This is a genomic window from Dehalococcoidia bacterium (genome assembly GCA_028711995.1).
Classification (GTDB): Bacteria; Chloroflexota; Dehalococcoidia; order SZUA-161; family SpSt-899; genus JAQTRE01.
In genome coordinates, this window is the sequence record JAQTRE010000012.1 from 23,568 (window position 1) to 43,851 (window position 20,284).

At 52.7% G+C, this 20,284-nt stretch carries 16 protein-coding genes; 9 read left to right on the forward strand and 7 right to left on the reverse strand.

Annotation, left to right across the window (positions count from 1 at the left end; genetic code table 11):
- The first annotated feature begins 31 nt into the window (after positions 1–31).
- Genes PHV74_03565 through purS form a run of 6 tightly spaced genes read left to right on the forward strand, consistent with a single transcriptional unit; the run spans position 32 to position 5,707 of the window.
- Positions 32–1,468, forward strand: a complete 1,437-nt coding sequence (locus tag PHV74_03565) for a CoA-binding protein (GenBank protein ID MDD5093443.1) — start codon at positions 32–34, stop codon at positions 1,466–1,468.
- Positions 1,465–2,733: a phosphoribosylamine--glycine ligase gene (gene purD, locus PHV74_03570; protein MDD5093444.1), complete on the forward strand. Its 1,269-nt coding sequence runs from the start codon at positions 1,465–1,467 to the stop codon at positions 2,731–2,733. Before PHV74_03565 ends, purD begins: the two co-directional genes overlap by 4 nt.
- Before the next feature lie 12 nt (positions 2,734–2,745).
- Positions 2,746–3,204 (forward strand): 5-(carboxyamino)imidazole ribonucleotide mutase, encoded by a 459-nt coding sequence (gene purE, locus PHV74_03575; GenBank protein ID MDD5093445.1) that lies wholly within the window; start codon positions 2,746–2,748, stop codon positions 3,202–3,204.
- 3 nt (positions 3,205–3,207) lie between these two features.
- A complete protein-coding gene (gene purB, locus PHV74_03580) occupies positions 3,208–4,497 on the forward strand; it encodes an adenylosuccinate lyase (GenBank protein MDD5093446.1) in 1,290 nt (429 codons plus the stop codon).
- A gap of 44 nt (positions 4,498–4,541) precedes the next feature.
- The gene (locus PHV74_03585; GenBank protein ID MDD5093447.1) at positions 4,542–5,435 is read left to right on the forward strand and encodes a phosphoribosylaminoimidazolesuccinocarboxamide synthase; all 894 of its coding nucleotides are present in this window, start codon (positions 4,542–4,544) and stop codon (positions 5,433–5,435) included.
- A 17-nt stretch (positions 5,436–5,452) separates the two neighbouring features.
- Positions 5,453–5,707, forward strand: a complete 255-nt coding sequence (purS, locus tag PHV74_03590; protein ID MDD5093448.1) for a phosphoribosylformylglycinamidine synthase subunit PurS — start codon at positions 5,453–5,455, stop codon at positions 5,705–5,707.
- On the opposite strand, the gene hisB is transcribed toward purS, so the two are convergent.
- From hisB to PHV74_03625, 7 genes are all read right to left on the reverse strand, one after another.
- Positions 5,704–6,306, reverse strand: coding sequence for an imidazoleglycerol-phosphate dehydratase HisB (hisB, locus tag PHV74_03595; GenBank protein MDD5093449.1), 603 nt, complete (start codon positions 6,304–6,306; stop codon positions 5,704–5,706). The genes purS and hisB overlap by 4 nt on opposite strands.
- A 281-nt stretch (positions 6,307–6,587) precedes the next feature.
- Entirely contained in the window at positions 6,588–6,842 is a 255-nt protein-coding gene (locus tag PHV74_03600) for a hypothetical protein (protein ID MDD5093450.1), read from the reverse strand.
- Positions 6,843–7,302: 460 nt separating this feature from the next.
- Positions 7,303–9,249 (reverse strand): alpha/beta hydrolase, encoded by a 1,947-nt coding sequence (locus PHV74_03605; protein MDD5093451.1) that lies wholly within the window; start codon positions 9,247–9,249, stop codon positions 7,303–7,305.
- 204 nt (positions 9,250–9,453) lie between these two features.
- On the reverse strand, positions 9,454–10,215 hold the full coding sequence (locus PHV74_03610) for a response regulator (GenBank protein ID MDD5093452.1): 762 nt from the start codon (positions 10,213–10,215) through the stop codon (positions 9,454–9,456).
- A 69-nt stretch (positions 10,216–10,284) separates the two neighbouring features.
- A complete protein-coding gene (locus tag PHV74_03615) occupies positions 10,285–10,707 on the reverse strand; it encodes a response regulator (protein MDD5093453.1) in 423 nt (140 codons plus the stop codon).
- On the reverse strand, positions 10,704–12,419 hold the full coding sequence (locus PHV74_03620; protein ID MDD5093454.1) for a PAS domain S-box protein: 1,716 nt from the start codon (positions 12,417–12,419) through the stop codon (positions 10,704–10,706). The genes PHV74_03615 and PHV74_03620 overlap by 4 nt, the downstream gene beginning before the upstream one ends.
- A 428-nt stretch (positions 12,420–12,847) precedes the next feature.
- Complete coding sequence (locus tag PHV74_03625) at positions 12,848–13,615, reverse strand: HAMP domain-containing sensor histidine kinase (protein MDD5093455.1); 768 nt, start codon at positions 13,613–13,615, stop codon at positions 12,848–12,850.
- 540 nt (positions 13,616–14,155) lie between these two features.
- Between PHV74_03625 and PHV74_03630 the strand changes: the two genes are divergently transcribed.
- Genes PHV74_03630 through PHV74_03640 form a run of 3 tightly spaced genes read left to right on the forward strand, consistent with a single transcriptional unit; the run spans position 14,156 to position 20,162 of the window.
- Positions 14,156–17,155, forward strand: a complete 3,000-nt coding sequence (locus tag PHV74_03630; GenBank protein ID MDD5093456.1) for a chemotaxis protein CheB — start codon at positions 14,156–14,158, stop codon at positions 17,153–17,155.
- 20 nt (positions 17,156–17,175) lie between these two features.
- Complete coding sequence (locus PHV74_03635; protein MDD5093457.1) at positions 17,176–18,516, forward strand: ATP-binding protein; 1,341 nt, start codon at positions 17,176–17,178, stop codon at positions 18,514–18,516.
- 11 nt (positions 18,517–18,527) lie between these two features.
- Positions 18,528–20,162 (forward strand): PAS domain S-box protein, encoded by a 1,635-nt coding sequence (locus tag PHV74_03640; protein ID MDD5093458.1) that lies wholly within the window; start codon positions 18,528–18,530, stop codon positions 20,160–20,162.
- The last annotated feature ends 122 nt before the right edge of the window (positions 20,163–20,284 follow it).

The following is a 20,284-nucleotide window of genomic DNA, read 5'->3' on the forward strand; positions in this document are numbered from 1 at the left end:
ATCACCTACAGTTTTGCCAAAGTAGCCGGAAATGACATCTTCCCAGCAAGAAGCGAAATCGTTAGATAACATCGCCGCCCTCTTCGAGCCGAACAGCGTGGCGATCATCGGATCGACAAAGGAAGGGTTCTTCGGCGGATATACGGCCATCCGCAATCTCCAGAAATTCGGCTTCAAGGGGAAAATTTATCCCGTCAACCCCGGCGGCGGTGAAGTCTTAGGGTTAAAAGCATATCCTACCGTTTCCTCAATCCCCGAACCCATAGATGCGGCGATGATCATGACCTCTAGCAAGGCATATCCTCAGATCATTGAGGATATCATCGCCAAGGGTGCGAAGGCGGCGACGATCGTTTCGGACGGATTTGCGGAAAGAGACGAAGAGGGGGCTCGACTGCAACGCCGGATTGTTGAAATTGCCAAGAAGGCCGGACTTCGTATCATCGGACCGAACACAGTCGGCGTTGCCAATACCTCCAACGGCTTCATGGCCAACCCTTATATCCTCCAGTTTGACAAAGTTTACCCGGGGTCGATTGCCCTATACACGCAATCGGGAATGCTCGGTTCTCAGGCTTTGGCCTTTGAAGACTCCCGGCTCCGCATAAGCAAGCTGATTGACGTGGGAAACAAGAGCGATGTGGATGAAAGCGATGCGCTGGAATATTTCGGCAACGATCCGCATACCGATGTCATCTCCATGCATGTGGAAAGCGTTCGGGACGGAAGAAGATTCATGCAAACCGCTCGATCAGTGGCTGCTCGAAAGCCGGTAATTGCACTGAAACCTGGAAGGGAGAAGGAGGCTGCCATAGCACTGGCCTCTCACACCGGATCGCTTGCAGGAGAGGATTCGACATTTGATGCGGCGTTCAAACAATCGGGAATCATACGGGTGAATACCCGCAGTGAGCTTCTTGAATATCCCAAGATATTCTCACATAAATGGCATTTACCGGCCGGAAAGCGAATGGGGTTGGTCTCCTACTCCGGCGGTGCTGCGGTACTGGCAATCGATGCTGCAGTAAAAGCGGGGATGACCGTTGCCGAATGGACTCCGGAAACCAAGGCTGAGCTGGAACAAATAACTCCCGGGCTAGGACATACTCCCATTGACCTGGGCATGTCCATACCAAGATGGGCTGATCTGGAGCCAACCTATGCCAGGGTTCTTGAACTGGCTGTCTGGGACCGGAACACCGATTTCATATTAATGCTGCTCGCCCTTGGCGGGCCAGGAGTGGATAAGCTCACAGAAAGACTAATAGTGATGCGCAAGAAGACCAATAAGCCGATAGCTATCTGGTTGTTTGGTCCGAAGCTTCCGCGCCTTAACAACTATACCTCTATTCTTGATGAAGCCGGGCTTCCGGTATTCAGCAGCATTGAGAATGCAGTTGGTGCTTTATCGGCTCTCTGCCAATATGCAGAAATCAAGTCAAATCTCGCCAAGGAGCAGATTGAATGAGGATACTTGTTATAGGGAACGGAGCCAGAGAGCACACCCTGGTCTGGAAAATCTCCCGGAGCCCAAAGGTCAAAAAGGTCTTCGCAGCACCGGGGAATGCGGGCACAGCAACCATCGCTCAGAATCTGAAAATAGCGGCTACCGATATCGCGGGTCTCATCAAAGCCGCACAGGAAAACAAGATCGATCTGGTGATCGTCGGACCGGAAGCTCCGTTGACCAGAGGCATTGTCGATGCGCTCGGGGAGGTCGGCATTCCTGCCTTTGGCCCAACCAAAGCCGCCGCGCAGATCGAAGGCAGCAAGGTCTTCGCCAAAGAGTTGATGCAGAAATATAATGTTCCCTGCGCCAAAAGCGCCACCTTCGATTCATTCAAAGATGCATGCGATTATGTCAAGGGACAACCCCTTCCCTTGGTGGTCAAGGCCGATGGGCTGGCTGCCGGAAAAGGGGTGATCATCGCCACTTCTGAAGACCAAGCCCTGGAAGCCCTCTCCGACATCATGAAAAAACGGGCCTTCGGCGATGCCGGGAATCGCGTGCTCATCGAGGAATGTCTTGTCGGCAGAGAGACCAGCCTTCTGGTCTTCACCGATGGCAAAACCGTCCTCCCCATGATTTCAGCGTGCGATTACAAACGGGCACTCGATGGCGACCGGGGCCTCAACACCGGCGGCATGGGAAGTTACAGCCCCTCGGAATTCTTCTCCTCAGAACTTAGAGACCAAGTTATGTCAAGCATTGTCAGGCCTGTGGTGAACGCCATGGCCAAAGAAGGCCATCCCTACAAGGGCGTGCTGTATGCCGGTCTGATGATCACTTCAAAAGGGCCGAAGGTTCTGGAATTCAACGCCCGGTTCGGCGATCCCGAGACCCAGGTGATCCTGCCGCTCCTGAAAAGCGATCTGGTGGATATCATGCAGGCGGTGATCGGCGGGAAGTTGGATCGAACCACCATCGACTGGAGCGATGAATCATGCGTCGGCGTAGTCATGGCATCTGGAGGATACCCGGGAAATTATAAAACCGGTTTCCCCATCAGCGGGCTGGGAGATATAGATAAAGATGTCCGCGTGTTCCACGCCGGAACCAAACAGAATGAAACCGGACAGGTACTGACTGATGGCGGGCGCGTGCTTACGGTGGTAGCCACCGGAAACACCTATGCCGATGCCCGAGAAAAGGTCTACCGAAACTTACCCCGAATCCATTTTGAAGGTTGCCAGTACCGCAGCGATATTGGTATGATTAAAAGGCTTTCGTGAAGGAGTAGAAACATGCCACTGGTCGGCGTAGTGATGGGATCGAAATCGGATGCTGAGGTAATGAAGTCAGCGATTGACACGCTGGAAACACTCGGCATTGAGTATGAAGTGAGCGTAATCTCTGCTCATCGCACTCCCAGGAAAGCGCAGGAATATTCCCAGCAAGCTCGTGAGCGAGGGATCGAGGTCATTATCGCCGGAGCGGGAATGGCGGCTCACCTCCCTGGAGTGCTCGCCAGCTGGACCACCTTGCCGGTAATCGGAGTGCCTCTGGTTGCAGGGGAATTCAAGGGAATGGATGCCCTTCTTTCCATCGTCCAGATGCCTCCCGGAATACCGGTAGCGTGTGTGGCCGTGGGATCGCCGGGGGCCAAGAACGCCGCTTTCCTTGCCGCCCAGATTCTGGGACTCAAGCACGAGAAAATACGGGAAACCTACGAAAAATACCGCCAGGATTTGGCTAAGGGTTAGATAATGATTGATCGATACTCCCGCCCGGAAATGAAGCAGGTATGGGCAGACGAAAACAAATATGCCAAATGGCTCCAGATAGAGATCGCCGTATATCAGGCATGGGCCAAGGTAGGGGTTATCCCCAAGGCAGACCTCTCCAAAATCAAGAGGGCGCGGCTCGATATCTGCCGGATGAACGAGATTCTAAAAGTCACGCATCACGATGTCACTGCATTCCTCAAAGCGGTGTCTGAAAGTCTCGGACCGGAGTCACGGTTCATTCATCTCGGCCTCACCTCCTCGGATATCATGGATACCGCCCTGGGACTGCAACTGGTGGAGGCATCCGCCATCCTGGAAAAAGGACTGGCAGAGCTGACTGAGGTCATCCGGGAGAAGGCGCTCCAGTACAAAGACACCATTATGATGGGTCGGACCCACGGCGTTCATGCCGAGCCCACCACTTTTGGACTCAAGCTCGCCCTCTGGCATGAGGAACTCAAGCGACACGAGGCGAGGCTGGCAGAGGCCAGGCAAGGCATTGCCGTCGGTAAGATATCGGGAGCAGTGGGAAGCCATGCCACCATACCCCTTGAAGTAGAAGAGATCGCCTGCAAGAAGCTTGGGCTTGACGTGGCCAAAGTCTCCAGCCAGATCATCCAGCGAGACCGCCACGCCCAGTTTGTAACAACTCTGGCTTTGATCGCCTGCTCGCTGGAGAAATTCGCCACCGAGATTCGCGGCCTGCAGCGGACGGAAGTCCTGGAAGCGGAAGAGCCGTTCACTGATGGGCAAACCGGGTCATCGGCCATGCCCCACAAGCGCAATCCCGAGCTTTGCGAGCGTGTCTGCGGATTGGCCCGCCTGATTCGAGGCCACGCGCTGACTTCCATGGAAAACATCGCCCTCTGGCACGAACGGGATATCAGCCATTCCTCCAACGAACGCATCATCCTGCCCGATTCATGCCTGGCGCTGGATTATGTTCTGAGCATCTTCACTTACGTAATGAAGGGATTGCAGATCTATCCGGAAAATATGCGCCGCAATCTGGAGGTCACCCGAGGGCTGATCTTCTCGCAGCGGGTCATGACAACACTGATCGAACAAAAAGGGCTCAGCCGCCAGAAAGCATATGAGATCGTACAGAGAAGCGCCATGAAGGCCTGGAAAGGCGGGGGCAACTTCTTTGAACTGCTTCAAACTGACCCCGAAGTCACGCTCTCCAAGGCCGAATTGGAGGCGGTTTTCGACTACAGCTACTATCTCAAGAATGTCGATGCCATTTTCCAACGGCTGGAACTGGAATAAAATCCAGGAGGGCGACCTCAATCAGTCGCCCCACGGAGAGAAATATGAAACCTCTGATGACAACCGATCTACCCAATCCATTTTACCGCGGAAAGGTGCGGGATACTTACGAACTGAGCGCAAATGAATTCCTCTTTGTGGCCACCGACCGGGTTTCCGCTTTCGATGTGGTGATGCCCAATGGCATCCCCGAAAAGGGGCTAGTGCTGAACAAACTCTCAGCCTTCTGGTTTGAAAAGACAAAGCATCTAGTTCCCAATCACGTCGTCCGCGTTATCTCCGATCTCCGATTGCTTGATCCCTACAGGAAAGGGCTGGCTTTCCCGGATTACCTGAAGGATCGCTCCATGATCGTGCGCCGGGCCGAGCGGGTCGATATCGAGTGCATCGCCAGGGGTTACATCTCCGGTTCGGCATGGGAGGAATACAAGAAGAAAGGAACCGTTGGCGGCCAGCCCATACCCAAAGGGCTCAAAGAGAGCGATAAGCTCCCCCAACCCCTCTTTACCCCCACCACCAAGGCAGACGCCGGCCATGATGAAGCGATCACCATCGACCAGATGGCCAACCAGATCGGCCGCAAGTTAACTGAAGAAATCATGGGGAAAACCCTCGATATCTACCTTTTCGCCGAAGAGTATGCCCGGAGCAGAGGCATTATCATCGCCGATACCAAGATGGAGTTCGGCATGATCAATGGCAAGCTCAGCCTGATCGACGAGCTCCTGACGCCGGACTCCAGCCGATTCTGGGATATGGCTCAATACAAACCCGGCGGCCCGCAACCCAGCTTCGATAAGCAGCCGATTCGGGACTGGCTCGCCCAGTCCGGATGGAACAAAGAGCCGCCAGCGCCCCCCCTGCCGCCTGAGATTGTAAAGCAATCCGCCGAGCGGTATCGCGAGGCATATCGGCGTTTGACCGGCCTGAACCTGTAGAAAAGATGAGGTAAGTAATGTATCTAGCCAAAGTCTATATCACCTTGAAGCCATCCGTGAACGACCCCCAGGGTCTGACGATCAAGGGCGGACTTCATACGCTGGGGTTCAAGTCAGTGGAAAGCGTGCGCGCCGGAAAGTATATGGAACTCAAGGTCAACGAGAAAAGCCTGCCCAAGGCCGAAGAGCAAGTGAAGCAAATGTGCCAGAAGCTTCTGGCCAACCCCATCATCGAGGACTTCCGGTTTGAACTGGAAGAAATCCGAGGCTAGGCGATAATTCCCTTGGTACTGGGGACTTTCCCGGCCGTTCTCTTATCGATCTGAGTGGCCTCATCCAGCGCTCTGGCCAGCGCCTTGAACAACGCTTCGGCCTTATGGTGATCGTTCTCCCCCGCCAGCAGCTTCATATGCAGATTGAACCGTCCCGCCATCGCAACAGACTCAAAGAAGTGCCTAATCAAGTCTGTAGGAAGTTCGTTGATGTATTCCTTATCAAAAGAGGCTTCCACCACAGCGTAACCTCTCCCTGAAAAATCCACTGCCACCAGCGCCAGCGCCTCATCCATCGGCACGATGGCATGCGCCATCCGCACGATCCCTTTACGGTCGGAAAGCGCCTGGTCAAACGCCTGCCCGAGGACGATGCCCACATCCTCTACGGTGTGATGTTCATCCACATGGAGATCGCCCCTGGCTTGAATCTTCAGATCAAACCGGCCGTGCTTGGCCAGTTGCTCCAGCATATGATCGAACATTCCCACGCCGGTACTGATCTCAAAAACGCCGGACCCATCGATATCCAGCTCAAGCTCTATTTGAGTCTCTTTGGTCTTCCGGCTAATCACTGCCTTCCGCTCGCGCTTCACCATGTCCAATCTCCTTTCTGAACATCCGGGCATCTCTAAACAGATTGCCTCCATATTAATACAATTGATTCCCACAGATCAAGAGATTGTACGGTTGGGTAAAGAGATATGGAAAGCACAGCCCTGGGCCATTGTGGTCGATGACCGGATTCCAAGTCAACCACCACTATGACACCCAGTTGAATCAAAGAAGCCAGCCCACGCGCAAAAGGAGTTACCCTTTCCGGTCCGCTTGAGCAGCTTCTTTGGTGGATGATTCCCTAATTATCACACTGCACGCATCTTTAGCGCACAACGCGATGCCAGCCGTTGGGGGCAGCAGCCTTCTTGACTGGAGGTGGGGTTTTGTTAAGAGCCAGCCGTTCCAGGTGCTCTCGTATCTGATTGAGGATATGACTTTGCATGGTTACGGATGTACTGATCTCATCTCCGTCATCCCAGCGAATGCGCATGTCATCGCCTTCAATCTCAAGGACTTCGTATTTTCCTTTCCGGTTCTCGTACTGCTCGCCGATTTCAAATGCAACAAGATTTATCATTGTCACTCCTGTTTCAGATTAACCCTCGCTAAGAGTCTCGATTTGGACCATATGATTGATGCCACCTTGGCTGATAGGGCTTTTGCCTATCCGGAGATGAGTTCAAAGACCTGAGGAATTGTGACTTCCGGAACAGGGATAAGTATGGTACCGCCGGCACGGATAACATCAGTGAAGAGATGGACCTCCGCCGGTTTACAGTGTGTGAAGCTAATAGAATGTCCTCCTGACATCACCAAAGCATGAACTTGGGTCATTCAATAATCAAGAGCCTGACCCTTGAGGAAACCTTTTCCAGGGGAGATTTTAAGGGATTACTGAATAACTGGTAAGCTTGATATGCCACTACCTCAAGTATACGGGACAATGGGGATAAGCGCAAGGAAGGGTCCGCAGCAAGACCGTCAACTGAAGATGGCCCACGAACTATGCAAAGAATGGGATCGAGATTGTCTCCATTTTAACTACCCTTAAGAATATCAAGCACTTTGCTCTGCACTGCGGGGTTGGTGACTAAACCTGTATGTTCCAGCAGGTTGTCATCTCCATCGGTGAAAAGAATGAATTGTGCGCCGGGGGCATTGAGACTCCGGCCATCGACCCCGATCCTTTCGGCGCTGAGACGAGGAACAGTTCCATCTCCAGGTCCATATTTCACAAAGCGCCATCCCGGAATGGGGGGTGAGGTGATAGAATAGCTTTCCTGCAATGTCAGCGGCGTATCCCCTGAGTTCTGCACTCCGATGATATGGTAGTACTTTACCCCGGTAGTATCATTACTCCAATCGTCCTGGGTGTTTCCTCCGTTGCTATAGGCGTGGAAATCTCGATTGCTTTGCGCCGGAGTCTTTCCGTTATAGCTCGGCAGGCTGAACCGTTCTTCCACGATTCCGCCCGGTCCCATTAGCGAAGAGAAATCCACATCTTCTCCCTGATAGTCCATTCGGCCTCCCGCCTTGCCATAATCCAACACATTAAAAGGATGGCCGCCCAAAGTGAAATATCCTTCGGTTGACATCAATTCATGTACGCCGGGATAGTATGCCTGCATCTCCTTTAGTTCATCCCCAAAAAGTCCCCAGGCAACGTTATCCGTGAAACTGACCCCGGTGGTGCCGTAGAGCATCTGATACAGCGGCTTGGGCGATCCGAGGAAGGGGCTGGCAATACTGATCAGCCGATTGACCTTGCCGGGATTATCGATGATGAAGCGACGCGCAATAAGCCCCCCCATACTGTGCGCCAGGATGTCGATCTTCTTCTGCGGGTATATTTGGGCAATGCCCGCCGTGTAATCAGCCAAAGCCTCGGCATTGTCCTCAATGCTTAACCGCCAGTCGTAAGCAAAGACAAACAGGGTGGGATTGTTATCCTTTTGAACACGGTCGAACCCGAAAGCAGTACGCCTGCTGGGATCGTTGTTCACCTGGTATTCCTTGTAACCGCCCTTGCTCACCAGATAGTCCAGAAGAGGACCATAGTAGAGGTCTGTCCCATCGGTGCGGATGACATCGGTAGCGGTGACGATTTCATGAGGACCGGTATTTGGATTCAGGCTGAGGCGGACAAAGTCCTGACGGATGGCTTCCCGATTGGAGAAACCGCGAGAAGCGCCAGGCCCCTCTGGCGGCCAGAGCACATGCCCATCCTGCCCCACCAGTTGACTGCCAATTATCCCGGGGACAAAGATCAGCGGGGCCGGGAGAGAGGCATCTTCAACGCCTCGCTGATAAAGATAAGTGATCCATGCCCGATAGGGTCCAACATCCACATAAATCTCGATGGGACATTCGGTAGCATCGATCGGAGTACGGTAGGTATATTTGGTCTCCTGGCCTTTCAGATCGGGATCTGCGGTCGTCCCTACCTGAGTAGGCAGTCCTACCGCTTCCCCGTCCCCCTTCAACGAGAATGCCGAAAGGGCCCACACCGGGGTCACCTGCCTGCGGACATCGATCTTCCCCCATGCCCTGGCAGTGAAAGTGATCTCTTCCCCTTCAACGAAAGATTGGGGAGGCGCACTCCACATGATGAATGTTGTCACCCCATGGACAAGCGATCCCGATACGTCCAGATTGCTGGTATAGTTGGCGCTACCGTCCGTTATCTGATAGGTTTCGGCCGGGCCCCGGGGTGGTGGGGCTACAGCATCCCAGCCGTCTTTTGTGTAGTAGAAGATTCTAGTTTCCACCAGGGCCTTAATGTGGTTTTGAGGTGTCGGAGATGTGGTGACTGCCGTTTTCCCGGGTGGTGGGGAGGCAGGCGTTGCTGCGGAAGAATTGGCTGGCGAGGTTGAGGATTCAGTAGCGTTTTTGCCAGTGTCTCCGCCGCCACATGCCAGGAGTTGGCTGAGAAAACATAGCAAGAGCACTAATACTGCCAGCAGGGATGCCCACCGTTTGATCATGGATGACCTCCCCTTTTTCCAGACGCCTGCCCTCTCATTTGCCGTTTCGGTGGGACAAACGTATTGCTTTATGGTGACAACACGCCTTGTCCTACCTTAAAAGAACAAGGTTATTCGAACAGCCAACGCCAGTTTTCTTCATGGGAACCAGCGGAGAAAATCACCGGCCGATCGATAGTAGCAATACTAACCTTCATTAGTCAACTAGACACGCGCCCACGCGTTGGATTCGCTTGCAAAGGCTCGCTTCAGGGCATCATCGATCTCGTTGGCGCCGCAGGGTTTGTTCAAGTAAGCAAAAGCCCCGAGATCAATCGCTGTACATTCCGTCCGCATTTCGCTGTCTATCACAGCCGTCAACATGATTACGATTGCATCGGGATACATGCTCTTGATGATGCGCAGGACTTCCAGTCCGTTCATCCGGGGCATCCGGATATCCAGCACATAGGCATCAAACTCCCGGCGTTTGGCGCATTCGATCGCCTCTTCGCCGCACGACGCCGTCACCACATCATAGCCTCGTTTTGTCAGACCCCGACTGGCAACCTCCCGAATTACAGCCTCATCGTCAACCAGCATGATCAATCTCTTAGATGGCACCGCAGGCACTTGCTGATAGGCTCTCTCTATGGTATCCTCCACATCTTTCAGAGAACAGGGTTTGTTCAAATAGGCAAAAGCACCCAGATCAATTGCCTTTGCCTTGAGATTGTTTTCCTCACCGTCCTGTGCCGTCAGTATAATCGCCATAGCGTCAGGACAGAGATGCCTTATTTCACCCAGCAGTTCCAGTCCGTCCATTCCGGGCATTCTGATATCCAAGAGATACACATCGAACTTTTCTTCTCGGGCCATAGCCATGGCCTCATCGCCGCATGATGCCAACAACACCTCATACCCTCGTTTTCTGAAGGTTCGAGCGATGACATCCTGCACCGCAGCCTCATCGTCTACAACCAGCATTGTCCTTTTTGACGAAACTGCAGACACATCAAATCTCCCACAAAATGATCCGCATATAGAACGCTGTGCTCAATACTTACCCTGCTCAGAAGCCGCACACTCATCGGTTTTGAAGCTGCAGATAAGCCCCTTTGCCATGGCAACAACGTCGGCCACTTTAAAGGGTTTCACCAGATAAGCATACTCCTCATGCCTGAAGGCTTTGTTCTGCGACTCGATATCAGACACGGCAGTCAGCATCACCACAGTAGTATCGGGATAGCGGGTATGCATGATCGCCAACACATCCAGCCCGGATATCTCCGACATGAGAATATCCAGAAACATCACGTCAAAATGGCGTCGGGATACCATCTCCAGGGCATCAAACCCATTTCCCACGGCGACAACGTCGAAGCCCTCCTTCGTTAACGACCGGCACATCAAATCTTGAATCGATTGCTCGTCATCGACCACAATGATTGACCCTTTGCCCGTGCTTCCGCTTGTCACTTGCGCCTCCCGACCCGTTCGAGTTCAGGCAGACCCCCTGAAGAATCGGCAACTATCGGAAGATCAACTGTAAAAGTCGCCCCCTTCCCGAGAACGCTTTCGGCACGTATTTCTCCGCCATGTTCCCTGATGATTCCATAGCAAACACTAAGACCCAATCCGGTCCCCTTGCCCACGTCCTTGGTGGTAAAGAACGGCTCGAATAGCCGGTCAACAATCTCGGAAGGTATGCCTGGCCCATCATCGGAAAAGGTGATTCGGATCAACCCATCGACTTTCTCGGTACCAATTGTCAGCACGCCCTTTTTGTGGGCTTCCCTCATGGCATCATAGGCATTGTTGATCAGATTCAAGAACACCTGTTGAAGCCGATTATTATCAGCCATGGTGCCGGGAAGGTCCGGATCGAAGAGGCAGATGACTTTGATGTTCCCCATAGCCAAGTCATGCGCGCGCAGCTTAATCTTGCTTTCAATGGCTTGATTAACGCAGAGGGGCATCTTTTTGGACTCGTACTTGCGGGCAAACGAGAGCAAATTACGAACGATCTCAATGACCCGTTGCGTCTGTTTTTGGATGATCAGGAAGTCTTCCCGGGAATCTTCATCCCTGGCCTCCTCCACCAGCAACTGAGACATGGCGTAGATAGCCGTCAGAGGATTATTGATTTCATGCGCCACTCCTGCCACCAGTTCGCCCACAGCAGCCAGTTTGGCGGCCTGGATCAATTGCGCCTGACTGGCTTCCAGTTGTTGCATGGCGGCTTCCAGTTGACTGTTGGCTTGGAAGACTTTGTTCTCTGCCTCCTTACGCACGGTGATATCAACATAATTACCCAGGAAGGCTCGCTCACTCCCATGTTGAATGGAAGCGACCGTCTCCAGCACTACCCGAATTTCGCCGTTCTTGCGGATACTGCGGTATTCGTAGGCCAAACTGGACTGGCCTTTCAGCATCTTGATAGCGTTCTCCCTGACCAGCTCTCTGTCATCAGGATGTACTAGGTTCAATGACTCCATTCCCAGAAGTTCATCACGGGTATAACCCGTCATCTCGCACAGCTGAGGATTCACCATTATGAATTTTCCATCCTGGACGATATGAATGCCGATCGGAGAACTGTTGGCCATAGTCGAATAGAGCTTTTCCGACTCCGCCAGTTTCTCTTCCGCCTTCTTGCGCTCCGTTATGTCTCTTAGCAAGGCAACAAACAGCGCTGGCTCGCCCCCATCATTTTTCACCACGCTCAGCGAAACCAATACCGTGATTCGATTTCCATCGTTTGTTCTAAGAGTCAGCTCTTGTATCTTTAACGGAGCCCCGATCGCAAGCTGTCTCATACTGGCAGCTATCTTCCCTAGTTCCGAAGGATCAGCATGCGAGATGAGAACCTGTTTGAAAGGCAGCCCAACGATATCCTCTCTCCTTGAACCCGCCATCAGAAGAAGCGCATCATTGGCGTCAACGACCTTGCCCTGCGGATCGATCACACAAATGCCTTCCGGCATAGCCTTAAGTAAACCTTCGCTGTAATCCCGGGCTTTGGTTATCTCTTCAGTTGTTGACTTCCGCGCCTCCCGGCTGATCGACGGTTTTTCTTCCCAGACAAAGCCCTCAGCTCGCTGAGCACAGTCCGATAGAGCTGCAACACCCTTGTCCTCTTCGATAGCCTTTTCCTCGATGACCTGATAACCAATTTCGGTTTTTTGCACCGATCTCACCGCCTTCGGGTCAGAGCATCATCCAGCCCGGGCCGGGTGATGGCAAATCTGCTATTCTTAGCGTACCGCACCGGTCTATTTTGCCCAACGTGGCTGGCACTGGCTTCGTTTGGATGCCGTCCTCCAAAAATATTCAGGGACAACTTGTAGACAAACGAAATACGCCGTCAGTCGAAGACCCGGGGATTGATACGGTAAGAAGAGGAAGGCCACTGAAAACCCGATGGCGATCTTTTCGGTTTTAGGGTGCCTGCGTTTGCGCCTCCTTACAATGGTGCAGTATCTGTTCTCCCCTGCTGCCATCAATGCCGTCAGCCGATATCCCACATTTCCCTGTGCGACAAGCAAGGGTCGGAAAGATATCATATCTCACAGCTCGGCCGGCTGTTCAAGTGGAGGTGGACAAGGGTATGGAAAAACTAAAGGTGCTCCCTTTTCCCTCCTCGCTCTCCACCCAAAGCCACCCCCCATGAAGGCCGACGAGCACCTTGCACAAAACAAGCCCCCAACCCGTTAAAGCGCTCCCTGTCCTTCTCCACCCGATGATAGGGCTCGAACAGGCGGCGCTGTTCGTCCTCCGTCATCCCGGAACCCGTATCCCGAACCGCCACAATGAGTTTATCCGGCTCCGCTCTCGCCTCCAGGGTGATGGTGCCCCCAGGAGGAGTGAATTTCAGGGCATTGCTGAAAAGATTGGTGATGATCTGCCGGATGCGATCTTCATCAGCGGTGACCGGGGGAAGCGATGGCGGGACCTCCAGGACAAGCGTTTTCCCCTGCTGCGCCATAATCGGGCTCATCTCTTGACTGATCTGAAGGAGGAGTTCCGACATGTTCAACTGGGCAGTGTGCAGCTTTAGCATGAACAACTCGCCTCGTGCCAGATCAAGAAGTTCATCAATCAGCTTATTAAGCCGCTGAGCGCCGCGCTGCATATTGCCCGCCAACCGCACCAACGACGCATCTTCAACCGGCGATTCGGAGAGTTCGCTAAGAAGAAGCTGGCTGGAAAACACCAGAGGCGTCAAGGATCCCTTTAGCTCATGGACCAACACCCTCAGGAAATCAGCCCTTTTCTGTCTTTCAGCCTCTAACTCTTGCTGGAGGCGCCTCTCCACATCACGGAGCTCCCGGTATGAAGGTTCCTTGGAAACGTCTCTGATGATATTTCTGACCGATATACTCATAAGGATGACCCTCCCCTACCCATAGTTGGCCGCCCACAAATGGACTATCAAAGTCGCTTCCGTTTCTGCGATTGAGGAGCCCTCCTCTTGGCCCAAGGCTTGCAAAAACAAGCCACCCATTTTAATCAATGATATTTGAGCGCCCGGAGAAAGAACATCAGTAGAGCTACGTAATTATTCCTTTGGAATGTACTTATTTTCCCGGGGGCCTTATGGCCTCCCCGGGAAAAACCAGTCAAGTTTGCATGTTAGACAGGGTCATATTCGATCATCTTCCTTTGTCTCAGCTTCCCACGCCTTGCGTATATCTTTCCGTCGGTCTCCACACAAGATTCGATCAAGCGTCCTTCTGGCGGCTCCTCTCTGTTTTTGAGAGGTCTTCTAACTTCAAACAACTCTATCCACCATAGATGTCTGTTCCTATTAGACCATATCAGGGCCTATCTGGCAGGCCTTAGCTCCCAGACGATTTGCTTGAACATATATTCCTTTTGTGCTACTCTAGCGCAAAAGGAATACTCCAAACTGAAGTGAGTGCTTATGGGGGTCAGTGAAAATAGAACCACACCGACAGAAAGCCAATCCTCAAGCTCAAAAAAGCAGCTACTTAAAACCACGCGGGCCTTGAAATCCCCAACCTCTTCCCCCGAGAAAAAGAGTGGCATTTTCCCAATTGTCGGTATAGGAGCTTCCGCAGGGGGGCTCGAAGCATTTGAAAAGTTCTTCAGCAGCATGCCGGCAGAAAGCGGGATGGCCTTTGTGCTGATTCCCCATCTGGATCCCTCTCATGTCAGCATCCTTCCCGATCTCCTGCAAAGATTCACCAGAATGAAGGTTCACCTGACAGTTGATGGAACGAAGGTCGAACCCAACAACGTCTATGTCACCCCTCCCAATAAATACCTGGCCATCCTCAATGGAATCCTCCAACTCATGCAGCCCGCCGTGTCGCGAGCTTCGAGGTTACCCATCAATTCCTTTTTCCGAACCCTGGCGCAGGACCAGAAACAGAACGCCGCTTGCATCATTCTCTCCGGAACCGGAACGGACGGAACCCTGGGACTGCGGGAGATCAGGAGCGAGGGGGGATTGGTAATAGTCCAGGACCCGGATTCGGCCAAGTATGACGGCATGCCAAGAAGCGCCATGGCCACTGGTATGGCGGACTACGTCCTGCCGCCGGAAGAGATACCGGGACAATTGGTGGAATACTTCCAACACGCAACGCGTGGAAAAGACAGTGCAATGATCTCCGTTAAAGGAGATCCATCCGATGCCTTGCAGAAAATACTCATTCTCCTTCGCACCCACACAGGGCATGACTTTTCCTTATACAAGCAGCATACAATTCTCCGGCGGATTGAAAGGCGGATGAATGTCCACCAGATAAATGATATTGCCAGCTATGTCCGCTATCTGGAGCAGAGCCCTGGGGAAGTGGGAGTCCTCTTCAGCGAAATCTTGATCGGCGTGACCAGTTTCTTCAGGGACTCGGGAGCTTTTGAAGTCCTCAAACAGAAGGTTTTACCGGAACTGGTTGAAAGCAAATCCGGGGATGATCCGATACGCATATGGGTCCCCGCCTGCTCCAGCGGTGAAGAAGCCTATTCGATAGCTATTACCCTGCAGGAGTGTATGGATGATCTTAAACGGGAATTCAGGGCTCAGATTTTCGGCACGGATATCAACGCCGGGGCCATCAATGCCGCCCGTGAGGGTCACTACTCTTCCAGTATTTCTGCGAATGTGAGCAAGGACCGACTCAGGCGGTTTTTCACCCAGGAGGATAACGGTTACCGCATCAAGAAAACCATTCGGGAGATGCTGGTTTTTGCGCCTCAAAACATCATCCACGACCCGCCGTTTACAAAACTGGATATGGTATGCTGCCGAAATCTGCTCATTTATATGGATACGGACCTGCAGCGGAAAATACTGCCGATTATCCACTACAGCTTGAGGCCCAAAGGGGTACTCTTTTTGGGTACTGCGGAAACCATCGGCAGCTTTACTGACTTGTTTGGTGTGGTTGACAAGCAATGGAAGATATTCAACCGTAAGGAATCCATTCTGGCAAATCATGCCTGGACACAATTCCCTGCGCACCCTCGCATATCCCCGGCAGCTCAAGGGGAAGCTACGTTAACGGCAAGGAGAACCAGAGAAATGAACATGCCCCGACAGCTTGAGAAGATTCTGCTAGAAGATTATGTCCCGCCATGCGTCGTGATCGATGAAAAGGGCGATATCTCCTATGTTCATGGCCGGACCGGTCAGTATCTGGAGCCTGCTCAAGGGAAAGCCAGTCTGAATATCCTGGCGATGGCCCGTTCCGGACTGAGAACAGCGCTGACAACCGCCATTCGTCAAGTTGCTTCCAAGAAGGAAAAAGTGACTTATGAGAGGTTGCAGGTGGAGGGTAATGGAGGCCAGCAATCCGTTCACCTGACCGTCAAGCCGATTACGGAGCCGGAAGCCCTTCGCGGGATGATGATGGTGGTGTTCGAAGAGGCAAAGCCTCCGGCAAACACCAGATCGCCAAAGAAAGGCAGTTCGGGACATCCGGTCAATGCTCAAGTGGCAGAGCTGGAGACGGAACTCAAGCAAACCAAGGAGTATTTCCGAACAACCATTGAGGAGGTCGAGATCTCCAACCAAGACCTTAAGTCAGCCAATGAGGAATTACAATCCACCAATGAAGAGCTGGAGACCTCCAAGGAAGAGTTGCAATCACTCAATGAGGAACTGATAACCGTAAATGCAGAACTTCAGGGTCGCAACGACGAACTTTCCCAAGCCAGCGATGACATGAAGAACCTGCTCGACAGCACCCATATCGCTACCCTCTTCTTGGATACCGAACTGGATATTAAGGGCTTCACCCCCGCAGCCGGCAATATTCTTCCCTTGATCCAGACGGATATTGGCCGGCCCATCAGTCACATCACCTCGAACCTGCAATACGAACACCTGGTTGAAAATGTCCAGCACGTCATCAAAACGCTGGCTTTCAAAGAAACGGAAGTGGCAACCAAAGATGGCCGCTGGTATTTTATGCGCATCACGCCGTACCGAACTGTCACCAATGTCATTGCCGGTGTGGTGATAACCTTCAATGACATCACTCAGCAGAAAAGAAACGCTCTGTTGGCCGAGGATGCCCGTGAATATGCCCAGAATATTGTCGATACCATCCGAGAGCCGTTGCTTGTGCTGGATACGGACCTGCGGGTGATATCGGCGGGCCGTTCTTTCTATCGGATCTTCCAGATGACCCCAAAAGAGACCGATGGGAAGTGCCTCTACGATCTGGGAGATCGGCAATGGGATGTGCCAGAACTCCGCCAGCAGATGGAGAAGCTTATCGCCAGCAACGCTGCCTTCGAGGATGTTCGGATAAGCCGCGATTTTCCCCATATCGGACAGCGCGTCATGCTGGTAAACGGCAGGCAAATTCGGCAGCACAATAACCCAGCCAGGCTGATTCTTCTGGCCATGGAAGACGTCACCAAACAAAAACAGGAGCCAACGGTCGGTTAGCCGACCCTCCTAGGAGGGGAATGGCCAAACAAGACAAAGACGAGAAAGAATATGCCAGCGCCCTGCGAAAACGGGCTGAAGACCTAGCAGATGTCGGCCCCGAATACCTCGCCGACATTAGCCGAGAGAAGGCCCACCAAATGATTCACGAACTGCGGGTTCACCAGATCGAACTCGAGATGCAAAACGAAGAGCTTCTCCGTACCCAGGGGGAACTGGAAGAATCCCGTAGCAAATATGTTGATCTATACGATTTTGCCCCCATCGGTTACATCACGCTGGGTCAGAATGGCTCGATCCTAGACGCCAACATTGCCGCCGCTGAACTGCTGGGAATTGAACGCCGCTTTCTCATACAAAGGGCATTCCACAGCCTTGTCTCCCCCGATTTCCGCGACACGTTCCATGTGCATCGCAGACAAGTTTTCCAGACCCTGATCCCGCAGGCCTGCGAACTCAAACTCCTCAAAAAGAGCGTCGAGCCGTTCCATGCTCACCTGCGAAGCATCGCCGTACAAGATGACACCGGAACTCCGGTCCAGATTCGAATGGCGATCAGTGATATCACCGAGCGCAAGCAGGCAGAAGAAGCCCTTCGCTGGACAAACATCGAGCTTGAAAAGGCGTTGGAAGAACTGAAGGCCTGTCAGGAACAGCTGCTGCAGTCCGCCAAACTGGCCGCGGTAGGGGAATTGGTGGCCGGTGTGGCCCATGAAATGAATAATCCCCTGATGGCAATTTCCGGCTATGCCCAATTGCTGCTCGAAGAGGTCAAGGATGAAAGCATCCGGGCAGATTTGGAGACGATCAACAAAGAGACTGATCGCACCATCACGATTGTGGGCAATCTCCTCTCTTTTGCCCGCCGGTGCGAGCCGGAAAAGAAGCCTCTCTCAATCAACAAGACCATCGAGGAGACCTTGGAACTGCGTGCATATGAGCTGTCTCTGGACAACATCCAGATCATCCGTGATTTTTCGCCTGATCTTCCCACTATAATGGCTGATAGAAATCAGCTTCAGCAGGTGTTCTTGAACCTGATCAACAATGCGGCGTATGCCATGAAGGAGGCTCATGGCAAAGGCAGACTGCTAATCAAGACATTGCCAGTTGATAAGCTGATCCGCATAACCTTTACCGATGATGGGGCAGGCATCCCGCCCGATACCATAGACCGGATATTCGATCCATTCTTCACTACCAAGGATGTTGGAAAGGGGACCGGCTTGGGGCTCAGCATTTGTTACGGGATCATCAAGGAGCATGGCGGACGAATCTATGTACTAAGCACACCGGGCAGGGAGACGACCTTTACAATCGATCTGCCAACCATCACACCAGGCGACTGGTTATCCACCTGATGAGGAGGGGGATGGCTAAACAAGACAAACATGAGACAAAATATGCCAGTGCACTTCGAAGACACGCGGAGGAACTGGTGGATATTGGCTCCGGAACGCTCCAAAACGTCCCTCCCGAAAGAATCCTTAACGTGCTTCACGAACTGCGGGTTCATCAAATCGAACTCGAGATGCAAAATGAGGAGCTTCGCCGTGCACAGGGTGAACTGGAGGAGTCCCGGAGCAAATATGTCGATCTGTACGATTTTGCCCCCATCGGCTACATCACACTGGGCCAGAATGGCTCGATCATAGAAGCCAACCTTGCCGCCGCTGAGCTGTTGGAGATTGAGCGCCGCTATCTCATACGAAGGGCATTCTCCAGCCTTGTCTCTCCCGATTTCCGCGGTGTGTTCATTCTGCATCGCAAACAAGTTTCCCAGACGCTGACCCCACAGGCTTGCGAACTCAAACTCCTCAAAAAGGGCGTCGAGCCGTTCTATGCTCACCTTCGAAGCATCGCCGTACAAGATAGCACCGGAACTCCGGTCCAGATTCGAATGGCGATCAGTGATATCACCGAGCGCAAGCAGGCAGAAGAAGCACAGCAGAAGAGCGAAAGGAAATATCGTCAGCTCATCGAGACTTTGCATGAAGGTATCTGGGTGATCGATAGGAATTCCTCCATAACGTTTGTCAATCCGCGCCTGGCAGAGATGTTCGGTTACACTGTCGAGGAAATGCAAGGAAAACATTTGTTCTCGTTCATGGATGAACAGGGTATTGAAACAGCGCGCAATATGGAACGTCTCCGGCGGGGTATTAAAGAACAGCACGAACTCGCGTTTGTCCGCAAAGACGGCAGCCGAATTCACGTGATAATGGAGACCTCGCCAATGATGGATGAGCGCGGAGTCTATGCGGGTGCACTTGCCGGTGTGCAGGATATCACCGAGCGCAAGCAGACGGAGCGGATAAAGGACGAGTTCATCGGCATGGTGTCTCATGAAATCAAAACGCCGCTAACGGTTATCATCGGCTCTCTATCGGTAGCCGGTATGGAGGGCATACCTGCGGAGCAATCCAGAGAACTAATTCGCAATGCTGGATTATATGCCGAGGCCCTAGCTGGCATTGTGGAGAATCTGCTTGAGCTTTCACGTCATCAGTCCGACCGTTTGGCGCTTCAATCAGAACGAACGGAGATTGCGACGATGACCCGTGAGGTGATAGGCAAGCTGCAGACCAAATCAGCCGTGCACCATCTCACTATAGATATCCCCCCTGATATTCCGGCCGTCACGGTTGATCGGATCAGGATGGAGCGGGTGCTTCATAACCTGGTGGAGAATGCCATCAAGTACTCGCCGAAAGGCGGTGAAGTGAAGGTTTTTGCTCGCCATGAGGAGGCTCAACTGGTTATCGGTGTGAGCGATAAGGGGATGGGGATATCGCCGGAGGACCAGATTCGACTCTTCCAGCCTTTTGAGCGAATAGCGGCGTATGAGAACGATACCATAGCCGGTCTGGGGCTGGGATTAAGGGTATGCCGTATTCTGGTGGAAGCTCATGGCGGCCGGATATGGTTGGAATCGGAGAAGGGCAAAGGGTCGACGTTCTTCTTCACGGTGCCCATTGAAGGCGAGGTTGGGAAGGTCTCTAACTAGTGTCATGTCATGCTTGTATTGACGCTAAAATAGCGGTATAGTAATCTTCAGAAAGGAGGTTGCTATGCCCCTATTGAAATACAAGGTCAGATTGACGGACGAGGAGCGCAATGAACTCAAAA

Bases quoted from the DNA above. Each gene is read 5' to 3' on its own strand.
- PHV74_03630 (MDD5093456.1), top strand. From the start codon at position 14,156: ATGGGGGTCAGTGAAAATAGAACCACACCGACAGAAAGCCAATCCTCA.
- PHV74_03640 (MDD5093458.1), top strand. From the start codon at position 18,528: ATGGCTAAACAAGACAAACATGAGACAAAATATGCCAGTGCACTTCGA.
- PHV74_03600 (MDD5093450.1), bottom strand. From the start codon at position 6,842: ATGATAAATCTTGTTGCATTTGAAATCGGCGAGCAGTACGAGAACCGG.
- PHV74_03625 (MDD5093455.1), bottom strand. From the start codon at position 13,615: ATGAGTATATCGGTCAGAAATATCATCAGAGACGTTTCCAAGGAACCT.
- purD (MDD5093444.1), top strand. From the start codon at position 1,465: ATGAGGATACTTGTTATAGGGAACGGAGCCAGAGAGCACACCCTGGTC.
- purS (MDD5093448.1), top strand. From the start codon at position 5,453: ATGTATCTAGCCAAAGTCTATATCACCTTGAAGCCATCCGTGAACGAC.
- hisB (MDD5093449.1), bottom strand. From the start codon at position 6,306: ATGGTGAAGCGCGAGCGGAAGGCAGTGATTAGCCGGAAGACCAAAGAG.
- PHV74_03605 (MDD5093451.1), bottom strand. From the start codon at position 9,249: ATGATCAAACGGTGGGCATCCCTGCTGGCAGTATTAGTGCTCTTGCTA.
- PHV74_03585 (MDD5093447.1), top strand. From the start codon at position 4,542: ATGAAACCTCTGATGACAACCGATCTACCCAATCCATTTTACCGCGGA.
- purB (MDD5093446.1), top strand. From the start codon at position 3,208: ATGATTGATCGATACTCCCGCCCGGAAATGAAGCAGGTATGGGCAGAC.
- purE (MDD5093445.1), top strand. From the start codon at position 2,746: ATGCCACTGGTCGGCGTAGTGATGGGATCGAAATCGGATGCTGAGGTA.
- PHV74_03565 (MDD5093443.1), top strand. From the start codon at position 32: ATGACATCTTCCCAGCAAGAAGCGAAATCGTTAGATAACATCGCCGCC.
- PHV74_03635 (MDD5093457.1), top strand. From the start codon at position 17,176: ATGGCCAAACAAGACAAAGACGAGAAAGAATATGCCAGCGCCCTGCGA.
- PHV74_03610 (MDD5093452.1), bottom strand. From the start codon at position 10,215: ATGCTGGTTGTAGACGATGAGGCTGCGGTGCAGGATGTCATCGCTCGA.